Raw genomic sequence first — 19,433 nt, forward strand, 5'->3', positions numbered from 1 at the left:
TTTTATATGCTAAAGTGATAAAGACAAATTGAATAAATTTGCAGGAAAAAGATGCATGATGCATAAATGGGAATTCGGTGTAAATCCGAAGCTATATCCGTAACTGTAAGCGTTGATGAAAATAAGTGTAATACCACTGCTAATATAGCGGGAAGGTACTTGTGAGTAAAGTGAAACGCAGAGCCAGGAGACCAATCTTTTTCTTATCGTAACATCCCTCTTCGGAATTAAAGAGAATGTACGGCAATCACTGATCGAATGAGCGTTTTGCACCCTTTTATTGATTTTTGAAGCCATCCATTTTCTTGGGTGGCTTTTTTTCGTTCACTCAATAATTGCGAGGAGGCACTACTTGAAGTGAGGAGAACTATATGAAAAAAGATATTCGTTATTCCTGCTATCCGTTTATGCGGGAAAAATCAAGCTGTGTTGACTATGAGATTCGGACGGATTCTTTAACAACGCGAATCGGCGCAGTATTTCCAACATTAGTCGATGATGCATTAGGTCAGATTGTGCTTGAAGATTTAAAAAAGATTCAGCCGCTAGCCTATCATGCCAATGGTTCGGTCCGCGGTAAATTAGCTATTACATCTGAAGATTTACTATGGTTAAGCGATCGATACGATTTTTATGTAAGTGAAGTCGGGGAAACGATTCAGCAGTTTGTCCTGCCACAGGGAATTGAAAGTGCCGCAAGACTGCATATTTGTCGCAGCGAGGCGAAAAAGTCTTACAGGGCATTACATAAAGTAAGCGAAGAAAGAGAAGTGGATGAAATTCTGTTTGATTTTCTCGGGCTGCTTGCCAATGTATTTTTTGTCATGGCGGTCTATATGAATCAACAGCATCAGCAGGAAGAAATTCCATTTATCTCAAAATCTTATCCAACGAAAAAGAAAAAAGGAGTTACAACAAATGAAATTGAATAACAAATGGGTCGTTGCATTAGCGGCAACATTATTACTAGCAGCATGTGGATCAGATGAGGAAAAAACAGAAAAGGACGTTAAAAATGAGGAGCAAGCTACAACCAAAAATGATGGCGCTCCTTATACAGTTGTCGATGACCGTGGTGTTGAGGTGACATTTGATGAAGTCCCGGAAACGATTATTTCACTACAGCCAAGCAATACAGAGATTTTGTTTGAACTAGGAGTAGGTGAACAAATTATCGGTGCAACGGACTTTGATACATATCCGGAAGCAGCACAAAAAATTGAACGTGTTTCAACGTCTACCGTCATTAATGCAGAACGAATTTTGGAATTGGATCCGGATGTAGTTGTGGCATATACAATTGGGGAGGAAGCACAAATTGCTCAACTGGAAGATGCGGGTCTGAAAGTATTTGTTATTGCTTCTGCCACGACATTCGATGATGTTTATTCAGATATTATTCAGTTGTCAGAAGTAATGGGTATCGAAGAAAAAGGTGAAGAAGTTGTAGCCGATATTAAAGCACAAATTAAGACAGTACAAGAAAAAACAGAAACAATCGATACGAAGAAAAAAGTGTATTACGAAGTGTCCCCAGCTCCGGATCTTTGGACAACCGGCAACAGTACTTTCCAGCAAGAAATAATGGATTATGCAAATATCGAAAATATTTATGCTGATCAGACGAGCTGGATTAGTGTGACAGAAGAGGATGTTATTACTCGCAATCCTGAAATTATTATTTCACCTGCAACTTATATGGAAAATGCGGTCGAAGAAATTTTAGGACGTACAGGGTGGGATAAAATACAAGCAGTCACAGACAAGGCAGTTTATTTAGTGGATGGCGATATTATGTCACGTCCTGGACCACGTATTGGTGAAGCAGTAGAAATTATGGCACAATCAGTATATCCGGAATTGTTTAAATAGTTATAGAATAGAAGAACATGCCTTAGTTGGGCATGTTCTTTTTGAACTGGAAAGGAGGCATACGATTGATTTTTATAACAGGTGGTGTACGCAGCGGGAAAAGTGCTTTTGCAGAAAAATATGCGAGGCGGTTAGGTGAAAATAAGTTGCTTTACTATGTCGCTACGGGAGTATCATTTGATGATGAAATGAAAAAACGGATTGTCCGCCATCAGTGGGACCGTCAAAACCAAAACGCTACCTGGAACACGGTGGAAATGCAAGTACAGATTCCTTTAACGATACAACAACTTTCAAAAGATGCAGTCGTGCTTTTTGAATGTGTGACAACCTGGCTTTCGAATGTACTTTTTAACTATGAAGCAGAATGCAAAAATAGCGAATATATCAATAATTGTATTGAATCGCTGCAAAAGCAATTGCTAGCTTGGCATCAGCAAGGTGCTACAATAGTAGTTGTATCAAATGAAGTGTTAGACGAATTGCCTTCTCGTTATAATGAGGTAAATTTATATCGTAAACTTTTGGGAGAACTTCATCAGTGGATTGTCCAACATAGCGATGAAGCATATGAAGTACAATATCAGCTTGTACAGCAATGGAAATAAGGAGTGGGCAAGTTGAAAAACAGCTTTACAGGATTTTTATTAGCATGGCAGTTCTTCTCGGCAGTACCAATTAAGAGGCAGCTCGATATGAATGCCAAGTCGGTTACATGGATGTACGCTTTCTTACCGATCGTTGGTTTATTCATAGGCGTAATGATTAGTGGTGGTGTTTTTGTCATCTCAAGTTATAGTGACATTTCGAGTCTGCTTTTGGCGATTTTAATCGTAATTATGTTCATTATTCTGACAGGCGGTCTGCATTTAGATGGCTGGATTGATATGAGCGACGCCTTTTTTTCCTATGGTGAAAAAGAAAAACGATTGGAAATTTTGGATGATCCGCGTACAGGTGCTTTCGGTGTCATCAGTGTTTTTTGCTTATTGCTGTTAAAAGTCGGTGTTATTTATGAAATGCTTTTAAATGGTCATGAGGAGATTATTCCCTTTATTATTTTTATCCCTTTTATTGCACGTTTAGGGATGCTCATTTACTTTTTAACGATGCAAACGGCCAAGCAGACAGGGCTCGCAGCTTATTTTAAATCCATTATCATTCCAAAGAAACTGATGCTAATCATAAGCTTTTTTTCTATATTATTTTTAGGGGTATGGATTTATTTTTCGATGTACAGCTTATTTATTTTAGTTATTGTTATGCTGCTATCTATTTTCTTTTACCGGAAATGGACGCAAAAGCATTTTGGCGGGATGAGCGGTGATTTACTCGGTGCTTTAGGAGAAGGGTTGGAGGTTGTACTATGGCTGACGGTATTACTTTGCATTTAATTCGTCATGAAAAGACAAAAGCGAATATAGAAAGAAAATATATTGGCTGGACAGATGAGCCGATATTAAAGATGGTTCAGGCACAGATGCCAATCCACACAAATGAAGTATTTGGAAGTGATTTGTTGCGTTGCCGTGAAACAGCGCAATGCTATTTTCCGCATGCTTCATATTATCAAAACAAAAACTTAAGGGAACTGCATTTCGGGGATTTTGAAATGTGTACATATGAACAACTACAGCATAACGATACTTACCGGGCCTGGATAGATGATCCGGTAAATATGCCAACTCCTAACGGGGAGCACTTTTTACAGTTTCAACAGCGCGTTTTAACGGGTGTTCATGAAATTGTTCAACAAGAGAAAGAATATACATTGATTGTTCATGGTGGTGTCATTCGGATACTGCTTGCGAAATATGGTTTTACAGAGCAGACATTTCAGCAAACGATTGCCAACCACCGAACAATTTATACGCTTAGCTGGGATTCCATTGAAGACTTTATAGGAGGTGCAAGATGTTCATTATACTCGGAGGCGCACATAACGGTAAACGAGCATATGTAGAGGATTTAATTGCACAATTACCGACAAAAAAGCTTGTCAAATACGAAGGGATATTACCTCGGATAGAGGAAGAAACTGAAGATAAACGAATTATTATTAGCAATTTCGAACAGATTGTATTACCGCATCTTCATCAGCCAGAGGAGCTGGTTGCACAGCAGATTTTTGAACGTATTGCTGAAACTTCCGCACTCGCTGAAGTATTTTGTATTTGTACAGATACGAGCAGGGGGATAGTGCCGCTTGAAAAGGAAGCACGTCAATTAAGAGATACTTGTGGTCGACTATACCAAAAGCTTTGCAACGAAGGGCATACGGTTGTTCGTGTATGGTACGGTATTCCACAAATTTTAAAAGGAGCACATTATGGACAAAACTAAATTACGTTATATCATTTTAACCGCTTTAATCGCTGCAATGTGTGCGATTGGAAGTTTTATTAAAATACCGGTAGGCATTGTTACAACAGCAGCACTGGATTCGGCTCCCGCATTTATTAGTGCCATTTTTTTACCGCCTATTTTCGCAGGCGCAGCAGGATCACTCGGTCATATTGCAACAGGACTCACATCCGGCTTTCCATTGGGTGTTTTTCATATCATTATTGCAGTAGAGATGTTCATTATTGTCGCAATTTTCGCTGTAATGCATCGAAAAGGACTGCATATTTCAAAATGGATATTTGTCGTAATTGGAAATGGAGTTATTGCACCACTACCATTTTACTTCCTTATTTCGCCGGCATTTTATATCGGATCCATTGCTTCACTTTCTATTGCAACATTAGTGAACTGTCTCATTGCCATTGGCGTAATGCCGCTCATTAAAAACGTTGTACAGCGTGTTGGAGTGAACGCATGAGAAACGCGATAGAAGTAAACGGGTTAATCGTAACAATCGATAATTCAGGATGTATTGGAACAAAAGAGCATGATCTTGTGAAAGTGCCAAATGAAATTACAGCATATTTTACAGCACGTACCGCCATTTTGGAGCAGTTATGTGCGGGGGCAATCCCTGTACAGTTATTAATGGCCAACTTTTCGGGTGACAACGTATGGAATGAGTATGCAGAAGGGTTTAAAAAGACGTTTAATGAAATGGCGTTAAATATGCCACCATTGACCGGCTCGAGTGAAACGAATTTCTCCGCTCTGCAGTCGGCTGTCTCCTTAACAATAATAGGGAAAAAGCAATTTAACGGTGATCGGTCGAACTGCCTGTATTATGTTGTCGGTGAACCGCTAGTAGGCAATGATGTAATGAAAAACCTTCACAAAATTGCAAACTTAAAAGAGCTGTTCGAAGGGTTACAAAGTGGGGTCATTGAAGCAATCTGGCCTACAGGTTCAAAAGGAATTGGTGCCGAAATTAAGCGCTTTATCGGTGAAGGATACAGTGCACATATCAATTTAGAAATATCGGCCGGACCATCATGTGCTGTTCTAGTCGCAGTAAAAAAGGAACACGAGGAGACTTTCAAAAATAATATGACAGCACCTTTAACTGGAATTGTAAAAATGAATTAATTTTAAATGCCGAAATATGCTCGAAAACTATTTGAACTGCTAGGAAAAAATATTTTTTGTTTAAAATTAAAAAATACTAAATATTCTAAAAATAAAGTGGTATGATAGAGTGTATCAATTTCAATAAGTTAAGGAGCATGAATTATGACAACGTACCAAATTACAACTGAGTTATCAACAAACAAAAAAGAAAAGACACCTGCAGAAAAGCTTGGTTTTGGTCAAATTTTTACGGACCACATGTTTGTAATGGATTATGAAGAAGGTAAAGGGTGGCATAATGCATCTATTGAACCTTATGAACCGATTACATTAAGCCCTGCTGCAATGGTATTTCATTACGGACAAGCGGTTTTTGAAGGTTTAAAAGCATACATGACAGAGCAAGGTGACGTACAATTATTCCGTCCTGAACGTAACTTCCAACGGTTGAATACTTCAAATGCACGCCTTTGCATCCCACCAATCGATGAGGATTTTGCACTGGAAGCATTAAAGGAATTAATCCGAGTGGACCGCGAATGGGTACCAACAGAACCAGGTACATCTCTTTATATTCGTCCATTCATTATTGCAACGGAAAGCTATTTAGGTGTAAACCCTGCGAAAAGCTATAAATTCATGATTATTATGTCACCAGTTGGCTCTTATTATAAAGAAGGCATTAACCCGGTTAAAATTTTAGTAGAGCAGCATTATGTACGTGCTGTAGTTGGGGGTACCGGCGAAGCAAAAACAGCGGGTAACTACGCTTCAAGCTTAAAAGGTTCGGAACTTGCCGCAAAACAAGGATACTCTCAAACATTATGGTTAGACGGTAAGGAAAATAAGTATGTAGAAGAAGTAGGAAGCATGAACATCTTCTTCAAAATTGCAGGAACAGTCATTACACCTGCATTAAATGGCAGTATTTTACCCGGTATTACACGTGACTCGATGATTCAAGTATTAAAATCAAAAAACATTCGGCTTGAAGAACGTGCAATCGAGTTTGCAGAAATTGTCGCTGCAGCCCAAAACGGTACGCTGGAAGAAGCGTTCGGTACGGGTACAGCTGCAGTTATTTCTCCAGTTGGTGAATTAAAGTGGCTGGATGATGTGATTACAGTCAACAACGGCCAAATTGGTGAAGTGACACAAATGCTGTATGATACATTAACAGGCATTCAGTACGGAAAAATGGAAGATCCATTTGGCTGGACGGTTAAAATCTAATTTAGATGCCGGGACAAAACAAAACTACAATTTTTCTCCGCGGAGAAAAATTGTAGTTTTTTGAGTGCGCTAAAAATTGGTTTCCGTTACGGGTACGCTTTCCGCGGGCACGGCCTTACACGAACGTCTCAGGCGTCGTGCTCCTGCGATTACTCGTAGCAAAATAATTTCGCTGGTCCCGCTGGAGTCGACCCTTCACTTCAACCAATTTTAATAAAGATTATTTTTATTATACAGTTTCTGCTCATTTAATAAATTCTCTACTTAGGTCCCGATCACTATTTTCACTTTATTTTTCCACTAATTCCTCTACATGGTTAAATCTTTCGTGAGAAACGGGAGCTGCTTTTTCAAATGCATTTTTACCGACATATGATTCGATTAATGTTTTTACATCAATACCAGATGATGCTTTTAAAGTTTCCTGCAGACCGGCCATTAAATCTGTTGCATAGCCTGTAACTTTACCAGCGCCACCATTTGCACCGCCTCCAGTATCAACAACAGTAATTTTATCGATATTGGCAAGTGGACTTGCAACTTGTTTTGCATATTCAGGTAACATTTTCACAATCATATCAAGGACAGCAGCCTGACCGTATTGTTCAAATGCTTCTGCAATTTTTTCTTTCGCTTCTGCTTCTGCAAGACCGCGTAAACGAATAATTTCAGCTTCAGCCGTACCTTGTGCACGCTCTGCATCAGCTTTAGCAAGACCATCTAAACGAATACGTTCCGCTTCTGCTTGTGCATGTGTTTCGATACGATATTTCTCCGCATCTGCCTGCGCAAGCTCTTTTCGTTTTTGAGCTTCTGCGTTTTGTTCGATGGCATAACGGTCTGCATCTGCCTTTTTCTTCACTTCAGAATCATATTGCTTTTCTCGACGTAGAATTTCTTTTTCTTCTAATTCGATTTGCTTTTGACGTTCAATGATCTTAACTTGCATTTCCTGTTCTGTTACGTCCTGTTTTGCACGTGCAGATTCTAATTCATAGGCCTGGTCGGCACGAGCTTTTGCAATATCCTGCTCACGACGGAATTCAGCTACTTTTAACTGGTTATTTTTTTCAGCTTCTGCAATCTGAGTAGCGCGTTCTAATTCTGCTTGTTGCGCTTCCTGAGCAGCCTGAGCACGTTTAATACGTGTTTCTTTATCCGCCTCAGCTGTTGCGATATCGGCATCACGCTTTACTTGAGCGATTCGAGGCTTACCGAGTGAATCTAAATAGCCGTTTTTATCGCGGACATCTTTAATTGTAAATGAAACAATGACTAAGCCCATTTTCGCTAAATCCTGCGATGCGACACGCTGTACTTCCTGCGAGAACTTATCACGGTTTTTATAAATTTCTTCAACAGTCATCGATCCTAAAATAGAACGCAGGTGACCTTCTAGTACTTCACGTGCTTCACTTTCGCGATCTTGCTTTGCTTTCCCTAAAAACTGTTCGGCAGCTGTAGCAATTTCCGCAATGGAACCACCAATTTTAATGATGGCTGTACCATCTGCCATAACCGGTACACCTTGTTCTGTGTATACTTCAGGTGTTGTTACTTCTAATTTACTAGAAAGTAAACTAAGCGGTTTTGCCTGCTGGAATACAGGGAACACAAATGTACCACCACCACGGATAATCTTAATGCGATTACCTGATTCGTCTGTATGTACATTTTTACTCCCTAAATAACTACCTGTTACGATTAATGCTTCATCTGGACCTGCTGTACGGTATTTCATTACATAAACCGCTACAAGAGCGACAATCAGAAATACGACAACCCCCACTGCAATTAAAATACCTGACATTTCTGCAATACTTGACATATACTTTTCCTCCTAAAATTTAAAATTGAAACTCCTCTTTCTCATAAACCGCAACCATTGCCGTACCATTACGCATCTCAATTATTAAAACTTTTGTATCATATGGAATTTCTACATGATGAAAGCTCGCCGCACGTTTGGAAATGATACCGTTTGCGGATTCTATTACGATTTCCCCGAAGCCATCTAAAGGAACAGGTACAATGACTTTTCCAGCCTGGCCTTCAAGCGATTCATCTGTATAAGCAAGAGATACTTCAGCTGTGCGTAAAGGAACGAGTAAGAAATAATAAAGAAGTGCTGTGAGTAAACACGCTATAATGAATGCGATTATTAAGATGATGAGGCTTGTAAAACCTGAAAAACGCTCAAAAATATAACCGGCAGCAGAAGTGAATGTAATAAACGAAAGGATAACAGCCGGATCTAAAAAAGGAAGTCCATCGATAGATACATCAGCAAAATCTGCAAAAAATAAATAAAGAATCGTACAGCATCCGATAACGATTAAGATGGTTAAATAAATGGTTTCAATGGAATACCCAAACAAGTTGTCACCTCCTTAAGTCCTTTGTATTAGTAAATACGGATGGAACTGGAAAAAGTTTCAGAAAAAACAAAATTTTAAAGGAATAACAAATTGAAAGTTAAAAATAATATCTCTTCCTTAAATCTCGCTGTCAATACGGTCAAGACAAGATTGCGTCGTGCACGTCAAATGCTCGGCATAGAGTTAACAAGGGAAGGTGAACTATATGGATCCAATTAAAGAGGCCATGAAGGAATCATATAAGGGACACGGTTTATCAAAATTAAAAAAGATGGAAACGCAGCAAAAAGTTCGTGAGCAACGTAAAACGATGTTACCTGTCGTTATTTCAACGGTAGTAACATTTACGATTTTTTTATTCATTTTTCTGACGATTAATGAGCAGAATCCTGAATTAAAAATGTCAGCTAGTATTTCAAGCAAAGTAGAAGGACAGGATGCAGTCAACGAAATGATGGAAAGGAAACTTCAATTTCAAACAATTATAGAGGACGAAGAAATAACAGCAGCGGAACGAGTAGAATATTTGCGGACGAGTGATTGGAAATTGCAACTAGCTTTTGAGCATATTACTAATTCAACATATGAGATTCCTGACGTAACAGAGGATGCTGTATGCGACATTATTATTTTATATGCGCCAATTTATGCTGGAGCCTCATAGTATTACAGAAGTAGCGGATGCCTTTTCACAAGTAAGGAGGTTCCAACAATTACCTGAATTAGTTCCGGTATTAGATGCGCTTATTTTAGCCAATTATCAACCTACGAAAGCAGAACAGATGCCAGCTAACCAGAAATTTTTCTTAGTCAATCGTACGTTACAAACTGTCATCGTATGTATGTATATCCTTAGTATTTTTTTCATTATAAAAAATATTTTAAAGCGTCAGCATTTGTGGATTACTCTCTTGAATATAGGTATCGTAATTGCGACATTAGTATTCCTTTTTAAACCGCTTCCTCATTTTTATACTAACGATGAAACGACATTATCATTATCAAGTATAAAAGCAATAAAAGAGGCGGGGTTACCTACTGATCAAGCTCAATTCATTTCGGCAGCAACATTTGATAATAGCCGTTTTGCCTTAATTAAAGAGCAGCAAAACCATTTGCTAGTGAGATTTCAAAAAGGGGATAACTACTATCAGTTTACGGATTTTAATTTTTCTGTACCGGGTGAAAATGTACCAGTAATAAGCAATATTTTTCATGTTCGTAACGATGGGCAAGCAATCTATGTTATGGCGTTTACAGAAGGACATCCAATTGTTAAAGGAGTGCTGATTGATCATGCTAGTAAGGAAATAGAGTTTCAGGTAGAGCAAGGGAAAGCTGGGATTGAAGCAATTTACCTACCTCAAAGAAATACGAGTTTTGGATTGAAGTTTTATGATGCCAATGGGGAAATAGTAAGGTAGCAATTAAAAGCGTATGTCGTTTTGTTCGGAGCGACATACGCTATTTTTGAGTATTTATTTCATTGTAAAAAAGTTTTTTAGCTCTACTGTTAATGGGCTGTTCTGTTCAATATATTCCATCATTAAGTCAGGTATGAATTTTTTTGATTTACGAATAGGCTGCTGTTTAAACATGTGGAAATGATGGGCACCTGTCGCGCGGTAGCTGTTGACCGCTACTTCAAACAATGAAGTGTCTTGTATAGGGCAACCATTATAGTTTAGTTTAACTACACGTTGTCCGACTGGTTTACTTAAATCAATTTCATAGTCAATGCCACCCCATAAATCATAAATATAAGGCTGCGGCTCTGGATAAAAAACAGAAAGACTAAAATCGACTTCGCCTTTGTTATTCAGTGCAAAGACGGCTGCGCTTTGTTCAATTGCTTCGCGAATGTCAGCTCCAGTCAGTTCAACAACTAGCAAACGATTGGCGCGCGGCATATTGTGTATAACTTGTTCCCGCGTTATAAATTTGTGAAAGCCGCCTGATGAATGGTAGGGGAGTTCAATGACAGAAATCTGAGCTCCTGAATAATGAAGCTGCATGTTATGTATCAATTGCGTGTACGATGTTGATATTATTCGCGGAGTAAAGAAATCCGAGTATGTTAAATCGTTTTCTGTATTACCGATTTCTTCACTTTTCCAGTGGTTAAATTCGGGAAAGGGCTGTATTGGAATGTTTGAATCCACGTGTACAAGAGATGGTTCATGAATTATTTGGTCATTTTCTATCGTTACATCGATTTGGGCAAAGCAATGCGCATTCGCTCCAGGCTGCACGACAGAAATTCCGTTAATCTTTGTCGCGATTTCTAAATGCTGATGACCAGTAATGAATACGTCAATACCCTCTATTTCATAAAGCATGCGGTAGCCTTCATTTTCCCCATGTTCAAGATCAATTTGAATCCCGTTATGCAAATCCCGTTCAAAGCCGCCATGATAGCTTAAAATTACGAATTGGGCTTTTTCTACTTCTCGTACGTACTTCACAGTATTTTTCGCACTTTCAAATGCCTGTTCAAAATGTAAATTCTTTATCGTGTTTACTTCATCCCAAAGCTTCGTGAAATGCGTCACAACGCCTACTACCGCTATCCGTATTCCGTGAATTTCCTTTATAAAATACGGTTTTGCAAAGCCTGTAATATTGGCAGCTATCCATGGGAAGTTACAGGCTTTCTGTATTTTTCGCACTTTTTCGAGTGGATAATTAAATTCATGATTTCCGAAAATGCCAACATCATAGCCGAGCTCATTAGCCAGCTCTATTTGAGGATGCTGTTTATGTATAATATGGTCGTAATAGTAGCTTAAATGGCTGCCCTGAAGAAAATCACCGTTATCAATTAACAATGCAGGCTGTCTTTTTGAAATCATTTGAGCAAGCTGCGAAAACCGCTCTGTATGGCCATGTATGTCACTAGTGGCAATAATAGAAAACTGCATATGTAAAAACTTCCTTCAACTATTCATTTTCCTTCATTATAGCGTGTGTGAATTATTGCGCAACAGTGATGAAAGTGCTTTAATAAAAAGTGAATACACTTACTTTTAAATTTTAGGAGTTGGAATAATGATTACAGTAACAAACCGCATTAAAGTAAAAAAAGGCTTTGCCGAAATGATGGCGCCAAAATTTGTGCAACCAGGTCCATTACAACAGTTTGAAGGATTCCAAAAGGTTGAAGTATTAGTTTCGACTCAATTTGAAGAGTATGATGAAATGAGTGTCGTAATGTACTGGGATTCAAAAGAAAGCTTCGCAGTATGGCGTGAAAGTGATGCATTTAAAGAGTCACATAAACGTCCATCAGAAGGACAAGGACATGGTGAGCAAGGCGACTCTCCAATGCTAGGTTCAGAAATTATTATTGCTGAAGTAGCAGGCACTATTTCAAAATAAGTTTAAAAAAAGCGTCCTAATGATGATTAGGGCGCTTCTTTTTCATACGATGATTCATCAAGATTAGGAAGGTGCTTTTCGTGTTATTAATGGAAAAATATTTTTATGACGGGCAATTTTTGAAATGCTATGAAGAGTCTACACGTCAGTTACAGGACGCCAATGACGCATTAGCTATACAATTTTTAAATTTATTTAAAAAATACGAGTATGAAAATTTCCCTAAGCCGACTGAGAAACATACGCAAAGTATTGAACGTGCCAATGAAAGCTATGAAGAAAATGATGAACTAGAACAATTGCGAAGCATTAAAGACGAACAGGAATTTTCAGCTAAAGTGAAGCAGCTTGAGCATGATGCACGAACAGCCGATGATAAACGGAAAGCACAGTCGTTTTATGTACAAGGTCATTTGTTTTTAATGGCACATCAATATGATGAAAGTGTTCATTGTTTTATCGAGGCAGTAAAGCATAATCCGAATAAAGCACTTTATTACGGAATAGCAGGTCAGACGATGAACCGGTTTAATTGGTCTCCTTTTGAGATAATGGTTTACATAGAACGGGCCATTGATCTGGATCCGGATAACGCACGCTGGTATTGGAACAAGGCACTTGTATTAACAAGACTTTATAAAGACTTAAATGCTGAGCCATTTTTAGAGCAGGCACTCGTTACTATTGAAAAGGCAATCGAGACTTGCCGTGAAGACCAAGCTTCACTTCGCAATGGCATTGATTCAACATTAGAAAACTTAAAAGAATATCTTTTCAATTAGGAGAGGCGTACAGTTGCTCGCTGTAAAAAACATTAGATACAATTAAATGATCTGAAATAAAATGGGGCTCACGAACGGTTTCAATAAGTAGGTTCGTGAGTTTTTCTTGTTAAAAAAGTTCTAATATCGGTCCGTGATTTTCTAATAAACTAAAAAAAGTTCTAATATAGTTTTGATCTTCTAATATATCTCCGAGATTTTCAAATAAAGGTATCAGATATTCAAATATCTTCCCCAGAAGTTCTAAAATCCCCACCGAATGTTCTAATAAACTGTGAAAACTTCTAATATCGTAAAACGAGAAAAAAAGCTATCTAAAAAGGACTTAAAAATCCCTTCAAGACAGCCTTTTCCACTATAAGTTATTTCTTCTTTTTGTCCCTCACAAATGCAAACACTATTAATCCAACTTGTATCACGACGATTGCAATAAAAAAGTAAAAATTCTTCGATGAACCGACTAAATTAAGTTCATCTGCCAAAATGCCTTCAATTGACTGCAATTGTGCACTTAGCAAAATAATTAATGCACCAATAAATAACATGATTTTAGGATTTATTGCAAAGCGCAGCAGCACAATAATGAACAGTGCTGAAAAAATCAGCAATAGTGTGAAGAGGGGATCCAATAATGTAAGGGTCCCATCCTGTGCAAATTTTTCATATGTGAATGTCACCGTATAACAAACCTCCTTACTTAACTAAGCCGTTTTGAAATGCATAAACGACTGCTTGTGTACGATCCTGTACTTCGAGCTTGCTTAAAATATTGCTTACATGTGTTTTTACCGTTTTTAGTGCAATAAATAGCTCTTCGGCAATTTCCTGATTGGCAAGACCCCTAGTCATACACAATAACACTTCCATTTCCCGGTCTGTTAAATGATCGTGCAAAGCAGGTACAGTACCGCGCATACGGGCCATTACTTTTGTCGTAGCTTCAGGCTCAAGTACTGTTTCACCAGCCATCGTTTTACGGATTGCTTCAGCAATTTGTTTTGCGTTACTCGTTTTCAGTATATAACTGACAGCCCCTGCTTCAAGTGCCGGATATAATTTGTCGTCATCAATAAAGCTTGTGACAATCATTACTTTCGCTTGCCGCCACTGCGCTAAAATCTCGGCTGTCGCTTCCGCCCCTGTTTTTATTGGCATAACATTATCCATCAAGACAATATCAGGTTTTAATGATAGCACCTTTTCAACCGCTTCCTCACCGTTTGTTGCTTCTCCGATGACTTCGATATCAGGCTGTGCTGACAAATAGGCAGCGACACCGATACGTACCATTTCGTGATCATCTACAATGACAACTTTAATCATTTAATTGTTCCTCCTTTTTGATCGGAACTTTTACTTCTACAATGGTCCCTTCATTTGGAACGGAGACGATTTTATACGTACACCCAATTTCGACAGCTCGCTCGGCAATATTTCTTAATCCGTACGAAGATGTTTTGTCGCCATCATTACTAAAACCAAGACCGTTATCCTGAATCCGTAAAATGGCTAACTGATCACGTGCAATTAATAACAGTTCAACCTCTGTCGCTTTTGCATGCCTTAAAGTATTGGATAATGCTTCTTGTGCAATACGGAATAAATGGTCTTCCTCCGCTTTAGATAAATTGATTTCCTCTATTTGATAATCAATATTAAAGTAGACTTTTTCCTGTAATTCGACAATTAAATCTTCCAATCCTTCTGCCAGACTTTTATTGTGCAAAGCAATTGGGCGTAAATGCAGGAGCAGTGCCCGCATTTCAAGCTGGGCTTGCTGGACAACCTTTTCTACTTGAGCCAGCTGTTTTTGGGCGTGCTCGTCTTGCTGCTGTTCTGTCAGGGCAGATAATAGCAAGGAAGCTGCAAAAAGCTGTTGCGATACGGAATCATGGAGCTCACGTGCTAGACGTTGACGTTCTGCAAGAAGCCGCTCCTGAACGATTGCATCATTTGTTTCGACCTTCTCATGTGAAAGCCGTTGCAGAGAAGCACGCTGGGTATCAATTAATTCGTTGGCATCACGCAATGCTTTATTTAAAGAACCGTTAGTTTTCTTTAATTTTTGTGCAAAATCAGGTTCTGCAATTTTTTTGACGATCCGTGTCGTCTGATTTTCCTTTATTTTCACGGTGACAGCCATCCATAATGCAATGAAGAAGCTAATACCGGTAGCGCTAATGGCGATAATTCCAAGCAATGGAATGTCATAATCAACATTTTCCCATAAAAAGCGCCACGTTTCTTCTTCTGGCTGTCCAAGTACAAAAATTAGTATATTCATTGTAAAAGAGGCAAAAATTAAAATGAGTACGAAGAATCGAGCAATAAATGCAATCATCCGCGTTGCACCTCCACATCGCCTATCCAGGAAGTAACGTACAGTACGAGTACACGTTTTGCATCCGGGTCGCCATCTTCAATATAGAACTGCTCATTTATACATAACTTAGGCGAGTAGTGTAAGCAATTTGCCTCACCATATATCGTAGAATAGTGGAGCTGAAGCGATACTTCATACGGGACAGTAATCCGCACTTTTCCTAGTGATTGATTAATGACAATAATTGATTTCCCTTGTGGTAAAATCGTTTCTGTTGTATCAACTGTAATATCTCCAATGAAGCGTTGAATGTGAATGTCACGCCATTGGTAGCTTTCTGTCGGGATGCCCGTAGTGCCAATCAATTTATTTTTTCCGGCCGTATCAATTACTTGATTTTTGATTTCTATAATTTTTTCTTTTTTCGTTAAGTATTGGTAGAGTAAAAAAATTAATGAACCGATGATTAATAGGCGTAATGTCCATAGATGAATTACTGCAAAGAATATTAAGATGAGACCGGCCCAGAGTGAGTATTGTTTTTTCTTTTTAAAGCTGTAGAATAATAGAATTGCACCGACAACGAGTAAAAATACACTGCTATTATTGAATAGTGTCAATTCGATCAAAACGACAAGTGCCATACTAATAACGATTATCGTAAGCTGATCTGACGTAATTTTCGGCATATTGCCTCCTCCTAAAACGAGCAAAATGGAGAAAGCACGACGCCTTCTCCTTTAAAACATTATAGCATTATTTTGGTTGTTCAATGAGCTTTTGTTCTTTTTCCAACTGAGCTAAACGGGATTCAAATGATGTCACTTCATATTTGCGCTCGATATTTTGAGAGAGCTCATCGATATATATCGAAAGTTCATCGAAGTTTTCATTGTTATTGGAAGTTAACACTTTGTCCATCTGATGGTTGGCACGTACAACATTTTCTTTCCCCATTAACTGAAGTTGGCGTACTTTCATATCTTTAATTTTATGCTTCATTGTTTCAAACTTGCGTTCCAAAGCAAAGTATTCCTCGTTTGCTGCATCAATGCTTGTCAGCAATGTGTGCTTACGTGCAGTATAGGCAGCAACTTCTTCCTGTGCAAAAGTAATGAGTTCTACTTCCTCGCTAGCCTGTGCTAAGTGTAGTTGCTTTTCTCGTTTTTCCAGCATCTCTACTGTTTGAGATAGCTGTAACTCCAATTCTTTTTTTAGATGTGCCTGACGTGCAAGCAGTTTGCCAGTTTGCTCCGTTTGTTTTTCTGCTTCACGAATGTAATGATTTAACATCTTAATTGGATTTTTTTCTACTTTTTTATCAAATAAATCATGTAAGTCCGCTTGAATCGAGTATTTAAATTTTGTGAATAAATTTTTCATTATGTTTCGCCCCTTATTTGTTTAAATTTGCCCATTCGCGTTCAAAGTTCATAAATGGATCCTCTTCTTTATTGCTTGTAAAAATTTCGACTTTCTCATTTTTACGTGATTTGTAAATATAAAAAATAATTCCAATTGCCACTAGACCAATAAAACCAGGAATGTTTGAAATTGCACTAACTAATCCTACAAATGCAACAACTAAACTCATTACTTTCCCAAATGTAGATGTGCTTTCCGTGTAATAATGTAGACCGGCTGCTAAAAGTGCACCTGATATTAATAGTGCGACTACTGGTGCCAATAGGCATAGTGCAATAATTGCTGCGACGAAACCAGCAGAATATAAGAAAAACTTTTTCATGTGTGTTCCTCCTTGTATTTGATAACTTAATGTTACTTTAATTACTAAAACTAAATAACGACCTGCAACTGTATTTTCATCTAGGTCTGGAGGCTGATTGGAACTCAGACATATAACTCAAATTAAATATATAGAAACGTAATAACTTTTATTGTATAATGCTTGTTGGAGAGTTTTTCTCGGTACATATGTAATGGAGGAGGTAGTTTAGTTATGACATGGGCATGGATTTTAGGTATTGTAGTTGCATTAATCGCTGGTGTAGCAATAGGTTTCTACGCGGCTCGTCAATATATGTTTAAGTATTTGAAAGAGAACCCGCCAATTAATGAACAAATGATTCGCGTTATGATGGCGCAAATGGGACGTAAACCGTCGGAAAAACAAGTACGTCAAATGATGTCTCAAATGAACAAGTTCCAAGATAAATAATAAATTAAGCTACCTTTTGCATTCTTAAGAGTGATGGAGGTAGTTTTTGTTTTGTGAAAATTTGGTGCTTCATTAAATTAGAGTTAAAAATCTGAATATTCTATTGATTTGGATATGATTCTAGTCTATCCTTATAAGGATTGTAAGTATTGGAGGGACAAAAAGATGACAACAGAAAAAACGAATGTAGAGAGCTTCGATTTAGATCATACGAAAGTGGTTGCACCATATGTACGTTTGGCAGGAACAAAAGAGGGGGCTAAAGGAGATGTCGTGACAAAATACGATATTCGCTTTAAACAGCCGAATAAAGAACATATGGAAATGCCTGCATTGCATTCATTGGAGCATTTAATGGCAGACCGGATCCGCAACCATAGTGATGCAGTAGTCGATATTTCACCTATGGGTTGTCAAACAGGTTTTTATGTAGCATTTATGAATTATGATGATTATGAAGGTGTGTTAGCGATTTTGGGAAAAACATTGGATGATGTTTTAGCAGCTACATCCGTACCTGCTTGTAACGAAGTGCAATGCGGCTGGGCATCAAGCCATAGCCTGGAAGGTGCACAAGAGCTGGCGAAACAATTTTTGGATAAACGTGATGAATGGCATATCGTTTTTAATGAGCAGTAAACGAAAGACCTTATAATATGCGGAATAGAAATAAAGCAGTTTAAATTTTTACGATTAGTAAAATTTAAACTGCTTTTGATTTTAAAGTGGGTTTTATAAAAATATGACCCAAACTATTTGGCGGATTCTGTATTTTACAGCAGTGTTTCCGTTTCATTACGATATGCGGGTACATAATCATGTAAAAACTTTGCGACTGTTTGTTCATAATCTCCTGGGTTTTCATTGAATGATTTCGCATGTTCTCCTTTGTCAAAAATTTTCATCATTTTTGGCTCGGGTTTTTGTTCAAATAGTTCTTTAGTCATTGACGAAGGAATGAAATCATCCGGTTCACTATGAATAAACAGAACAGGTCGTTCAATTTGCTTTACCGCATCAATGGGCATGATTTCTTTGACAGAATAGCCATCGCGAATTCGCATGAAAAAGTCTGCAAAAGGAAGTGTATATTTTGCATCAATCGGCACGACACTTTCGAAAATTCGTTTTAATAGCTGGGGAAAGTTTGAAAAAGCGCAGTCCGAAATATAAAAGTCCGCATTATCAGCCAGAGTGCCGGCATAAAGTAATGTCGTGGCAGCACCCATTGATTCGCCATGAATACCTAACAAAGCATCTTCTCCTGTAAGTTCCCGGACTTTATCGACTACAGCCTGTAAATCGAATTTTTCATAATGGCCATAACTCGTTGTTTTACCCTGTGACTCTCCATGGCGGCGGTGATCATAAACGACTGCGTTAAAGCCAAGACGTTCAAACATACGTGCATACCGCATTGAGTTGATTTTATTTTCAGTTACCCCATGGCAAATAATTACTGTATTATTCGTTTCCAACGGTTTCAGAAAGATGCCGCTAATTGTATAGCCATTTGGGGAATTAATCGTTAATATTTCTTTTGAACAGCCGTCATACCATGCTTCGTCAAAGCGTTTTGCTGTTATTTCACGCTCCCTAATAAACGCATCATCTTTTTTCTTAATATACATAATGCGATTCGTCATGAAGACACCTGTCACTGTAGTAGCGGCGGCCAGCAAAGTTGTTACGATACTACCTGATAATACTAATGTGCGTTTTTTCATGGAAATCACTCCTTATTTAATTTAATATTCAATGAATTTTTAGGATAAATCAAATATTATGTAGGAAATTGGCGGTAGAATATTTTG

At 38.2% G+C, this 19,433-nt stretch carries 25 protein-coding genes and 1 riboswitch; of the genes, 15 read left to right on the plus strand and 10 right to left on the minus strand.

Features of this window, described 5'->3' with window-relative positions:
* The first annotated feature begins 32 nt into the window (after positions 1 to 32).
* A riboswitch (cobalamin riboswitch) is annotated at positions 33 to 214 on the plus strand.
* A 157-nt stretch (positions 215 to 371) separates the two neighbouring features.
* From SNE38_RS10395 to SNE38_RS10435, 9 genes are all read left to right on the plus strand, one after another.
* The gene (locus SNE38_RS10395) at positions 372 to 932 is read left to right on the plus strand and encodes a hypothetical protein (RefSeq protein ID WP_191702514.1); all 561 of its coding nucleotides are present in this window, start codon (positions 372 to 374) and stop codon (positions 930 to 932) included.
* Positions 919 to 1,872 (plus strand): ABC transporter substrate-binding protein, encoded by a 954-nt coding sequence (locus SNE38_RS10400; protein ID WP_191702515.1) that lies wholly within the window; start codon positions 919 to 921, stop codon positions 1,870 to 1,872. Before SNE38_RS10395 ends, SNE38_RS10400 begins: the two co-directional genes overlap by 14 nt.
* Positions 1,873 to 1,937: 65 nt before the next feature.
* Positions 1,938 to 2,480 carry a bifunctional adenosylcobinamide kinase/adenosylcobinamide-phosphate guanylyltransferase gene (locus tag SNE38_RS10405; protein WP_191702516.1) on the plus strand — a complete coding sequence of 181 codons (543 nt, stop codon included), beginning with the start codon at positions 1,938 to 1,940 and terminating at the stop codon, positions 2,478 to 2,480.
* Positions 2,481 to 2,483: 3 nt separating this feature from the next.
* The gene (cobS, locus tag SNE38_RS10410) at positions 2,484 to 3,266 is read left to right on the plus strand and encodes an adenosylcobinamide-GDP ribazoletransferase (RefSeq protein WP_318247658.1); all 783 of its coding nucleotides are present in this window, start codon (positions 2,484 to 2,486) and stop codon (positions 3,264 to 3,266) included.
* A complete protein-coding gene (locus SNE38_RS10415) occupies positions 3,239 to 3,835 on the plus strand; it encodes a histidine phosphatase family protein (protein ID WP_191702518.1) in 597 nt (198 codons plus the stop codon). Before cobS ends, SNE38_RS10415 begins: the two co-directional genes overlap by 28 nt.
* Complete coding sequence (locus SNE38_RS10420; RefSeq protein ID WP_191702519.1) at positions 3,787 to 4,215, plus strand: bifunctional adenosylcobinamide kinase/adenosylcobinamide-phosphate guanylyltransferase; 429 nt, start codon at positions 3,787 to 3,789, stop codon at positions 4,213 to 4,215. Before SNE38_RS10415 ends, SNE38_RS10420 begins: the two co-directional genes overlap by 49 nt.
* Entirely contained in the window at positions 4,202 to 4,696 is a 495-nt protein-coding gene (locus tag SNE38_RS10425; RefSeq protein WP_191702520.1) for an ECF transporter S component, read from the plus strand. Before SNE38_RS10420 ends, SNE38_RS10425 begins: the two co-directional genes overlap by 14 nt.
* Positions 4,693 to 5,364 carry a hypothetical protein gene (locus tag SNE38_RS10430; RefSeq protein WP_191702521.1) on the plus strand — a complete coding sequence of 224 codons (672 nt, stop codon included), beginning with the start codon at positions 4,693 to 4,695 and terminating at the stop codon, positions 5,362 to 5,364. The genes SNE38_RS10425 and SNE38_RS10430 overlap by 4 nt, the downstream gene beginning before the upstream one ends.
* Before the next feature lie 144 nt (positions 5,365 to 5,508).
* The gene (locus SNE38_RS10435) at positions 5,509 to 6,579 is read left to right on the plus strand and encodes a branched-chain amino acid aminotransferase (RefSeq protein ID WP_336046454.1); all 1,071 of its coding nucleotides are present in this window, start codon (positions 5,509 to 5,511) and stop codon (positions 6,577 to 6,579) included.
* Between the two features lie 289 nt (positions 6,580 to 6,868).
* Here the strand turns inward: SNE38_RS10435 and SNE38_RS10440 are convergent, their stop codons facing one another.
* Positions 6,869 to 8,407, minus strand: coding sequence for a flotillin family protein (locus tag SNE38_RS10440; RefSeq protein ID WP_318245164.1), 1,539 nt, complete (start codon positions 8,405 to 8,407; stop codon positions 6,869 to 6,871).
* Positions 8,408 to 8,426: 19 nt separating this feature from the next.
* A complete protein-coding gene (locus tag SNE38_RS10445) occupies positions 8,427 to 8,957 on the minus strand; it encodes a hypothetical protein (protein ID WP_191698255.1) in 531 nt (176 codons plus the stop codon).
* Positions 8,958 to 9,162: 205 nt separating this feature from the next.
* Here SNE38_RS10445 and SNE38_RS10450 point away from each other — a divergent pair, with 205 nt between their 5' ends.
* Positions 9,163 to 9,621, plus strand: coding sequence for a hypothetical protein (locus tag SNE38_RS10450; RefSeq protein ID WP_336046455.1), 459 nt, complete (start codon positions 9,163 to 9,165; stop codon positions 9,619 to 9,621).
* On the plus strand, positions 9,593 to 10,381 hold the full coding sequence (locus SNE38_RS10455) for a hypothetical protein (RefSeq protein WP_336046456.1): 789 nt from the start codon (positions 9,593 to 9,595) through the stop codon (positions 10,379 to 10,381). Before SNE38_RS10450 ends, SNE38_RS10455 begins: the two co-directional genes overlap by 29 nt.
* A gap of 54 nt (positions 10,382 to 10,435) precedes the next feature.
* On the opposite strand, the gene SNE38_RS10460 is transcribed toward SNE38_RS10455, so the two are convergent.
* The gene (locus SNE38_RS10460; RefSeq protein WP_336046458.1) at positions 10,436 to 11,878 is read right to left on the minus strand and encodes a bifunctional metallophosphatase/5'-nucleotidase; all 1,443 of its coding nucleotides are present in this window, start codon (positions 11,876 to 11,878) and stop codon (positions 10,436 to 10,438) included.
* 127 nt (positions 11,879 to 12,005) lie between these two features.
* On the opposite strand from SNE38_RS10460, the gene SNE38_RS10465 reads away from it, so the two are divergent.
* Together SNE38_RS10465 and SNE38_RS10470 are read left to right on the plus strand one after the other, a co-directional pair.
* On the plus strand, positions 12,006 to 12,335 hold the full coding sequence (locus SNE38_RS10465; protein WP_191702526.1) for a heme oxygenase: 330 nt from the start codon (positions 12,006 to 12,008) through the stop codon (positions 12,333 to 12,335).
* Positions 12,336 to 12,424: 89 nt separating this feature from the next.
* The gene (locus SNE38_RS10470; RefSeq protein ID WP_336046459.1) at positions 12,425 to 13,117 is read left to right on the plus strand and encodes a tetratricopeptide repeat protein; all 693 of its coding nucleotides are present in this window, start codon (positions 12,425 to 12,427) and stop codon (positions 13,115 to 13,117) included.
* Between the two features lie 362 nt (positions 13,118 to 13,479).
* On the opposite strand, the gene SNE38_RS10475 is transcribed toward SNE38_RS10470, so the two are convergent.
* The 6 genes from SNE38_RS10475 to SNE38_RS10500 all read right to left on the minus strand — a co-directional run bounded on the left by SNE38_RS10475 (position 13,480) and on the right by SNE38_RS10500 (position 17,187).
* A complete protein-coding gene (locus tag SNE38_RS10475) occupies positions 13,480 to 13,794 on the minus strand; it encodes an acyl-CoA dehydrogenase (protein WP_191702528.1) in 315 nt (104 codons plus the stop codon).
* Positions 13,795 to 13,810: 16 nt separating this feature from the next.
* A complete protein-coding gene (locus SNE38_RS10480) occupies positions 13,811 to 14,440 on the minus strand; it encodes a response regulator transcription factor (protein ID WP_336046461.1) in 630 nt (209 codons plus the stop codon).
* The gene (locus SNE38_RS10485; protein WP_191702530.1) at positions 14,433 to 15,458 is read right to left on the minus strand and encodes a sensor histidine kinase; all 1,026 of its coding nucleotides are present in this window, start codon (positions 15,456 to 15,458) and stop codon (positions 14,433 to 14,435) included. Before SNE38_RS10485 ends, SNE38_RS10480 begins: the two co-directional genes overlap by 8 nt.
* Positions 15,455 to 16,129 (minus strand): cell wall-active antibiotics response protein LiaF, encoded by a 675-nt coding sequence (gene liaF / locus SNE38_RS10490; RefSeq protein ID WP_336046462.1) that lies wholly within the window; start codon positions 16,127 to 16,129, stop codon positions 15,455 to 15,457. Before liaF ends, SNE38_RS10485 begins: the two co-directional genes overlap by 4 nt.
* A gap of 67 nt (positions 16,130 to 16,196) precedes the next feature.
* A complete protein-coding gene (locus SNE38_RS10495; protein ID WP_191702532.1) occupies positions 16,197 to 16,823 on the minus strand; it encodes a PspA/IM30 family protein in 627 nt (208 codons plus the stop codon).
* 13 nt (positions 16,824 to 16,836) lie between these two features.
* Positions 16,837 to 17,187, minus strand: a complete 351-nt coding sequence (locus SNE38_RS10500; RefSeq protein WP_191702533.1) for a lmo0954 family membrane protein — start codon at positions 17,185 to 17,187, stop codon at positions 16,837 to 16,839.
* A gap of 213 nt (positions 17,188 to 17,400) precedes the next feature.
* Here SNE38_RS10500 and SNE38_RS10505 point away from each other — a divergent pair, with 213 nt between their 5' ends.
* On the plus strand, positions 17,401 to 17,619 hold the full coding sequence (locus SNE38_RS10505) for a YneF family protein (RefSeq protein ID WP_191702534.1): 219 nt from the start codon (positions 17,401 to 17,403) through the stop codon (positions 17,617 to 17,619).
* 165 nt (positions 17,620 to 17,784) lie between these two features.
* A complete protein-coding gene (locus SNE38_RS10510) occupies positions 17,785 to 18,258 on the plus strand; it encodes an S-ribosylhomocysteine lyase (RefSeq protein WP_336046463.1) in 474 nt (157 codons plus the stop codon).
* Between the two features lie 134 nt (positions 18,259 to 18,392).
* Here the strand turns inward: SNE38_RS10510 and SNE38_RS10515 are convergent, their stop codons facing one another.
* Entirely contained in the window at positions 18,393 to 19,346 is a 954-nt protein-coding gene (locus SNE38_RS10515; RefSeq protein WP_191702536.1) for an alpha/beta hydrolase, read from the minus strand.
* Between the last annotated feature and the right edge of the window lie 87 nt (positions 19,347 to 19,433).

This window comes from Solibacillus ferritrahens, from assembly GCF_037027585.1.
In the GTDB taxonomy this organism is placed as follows: domain Bacteria; phylum Bacillota; class Bacilli; order Bacillales_A; family Planococcaceae; genus Solibacillus; species Solibacillus ferritrahens.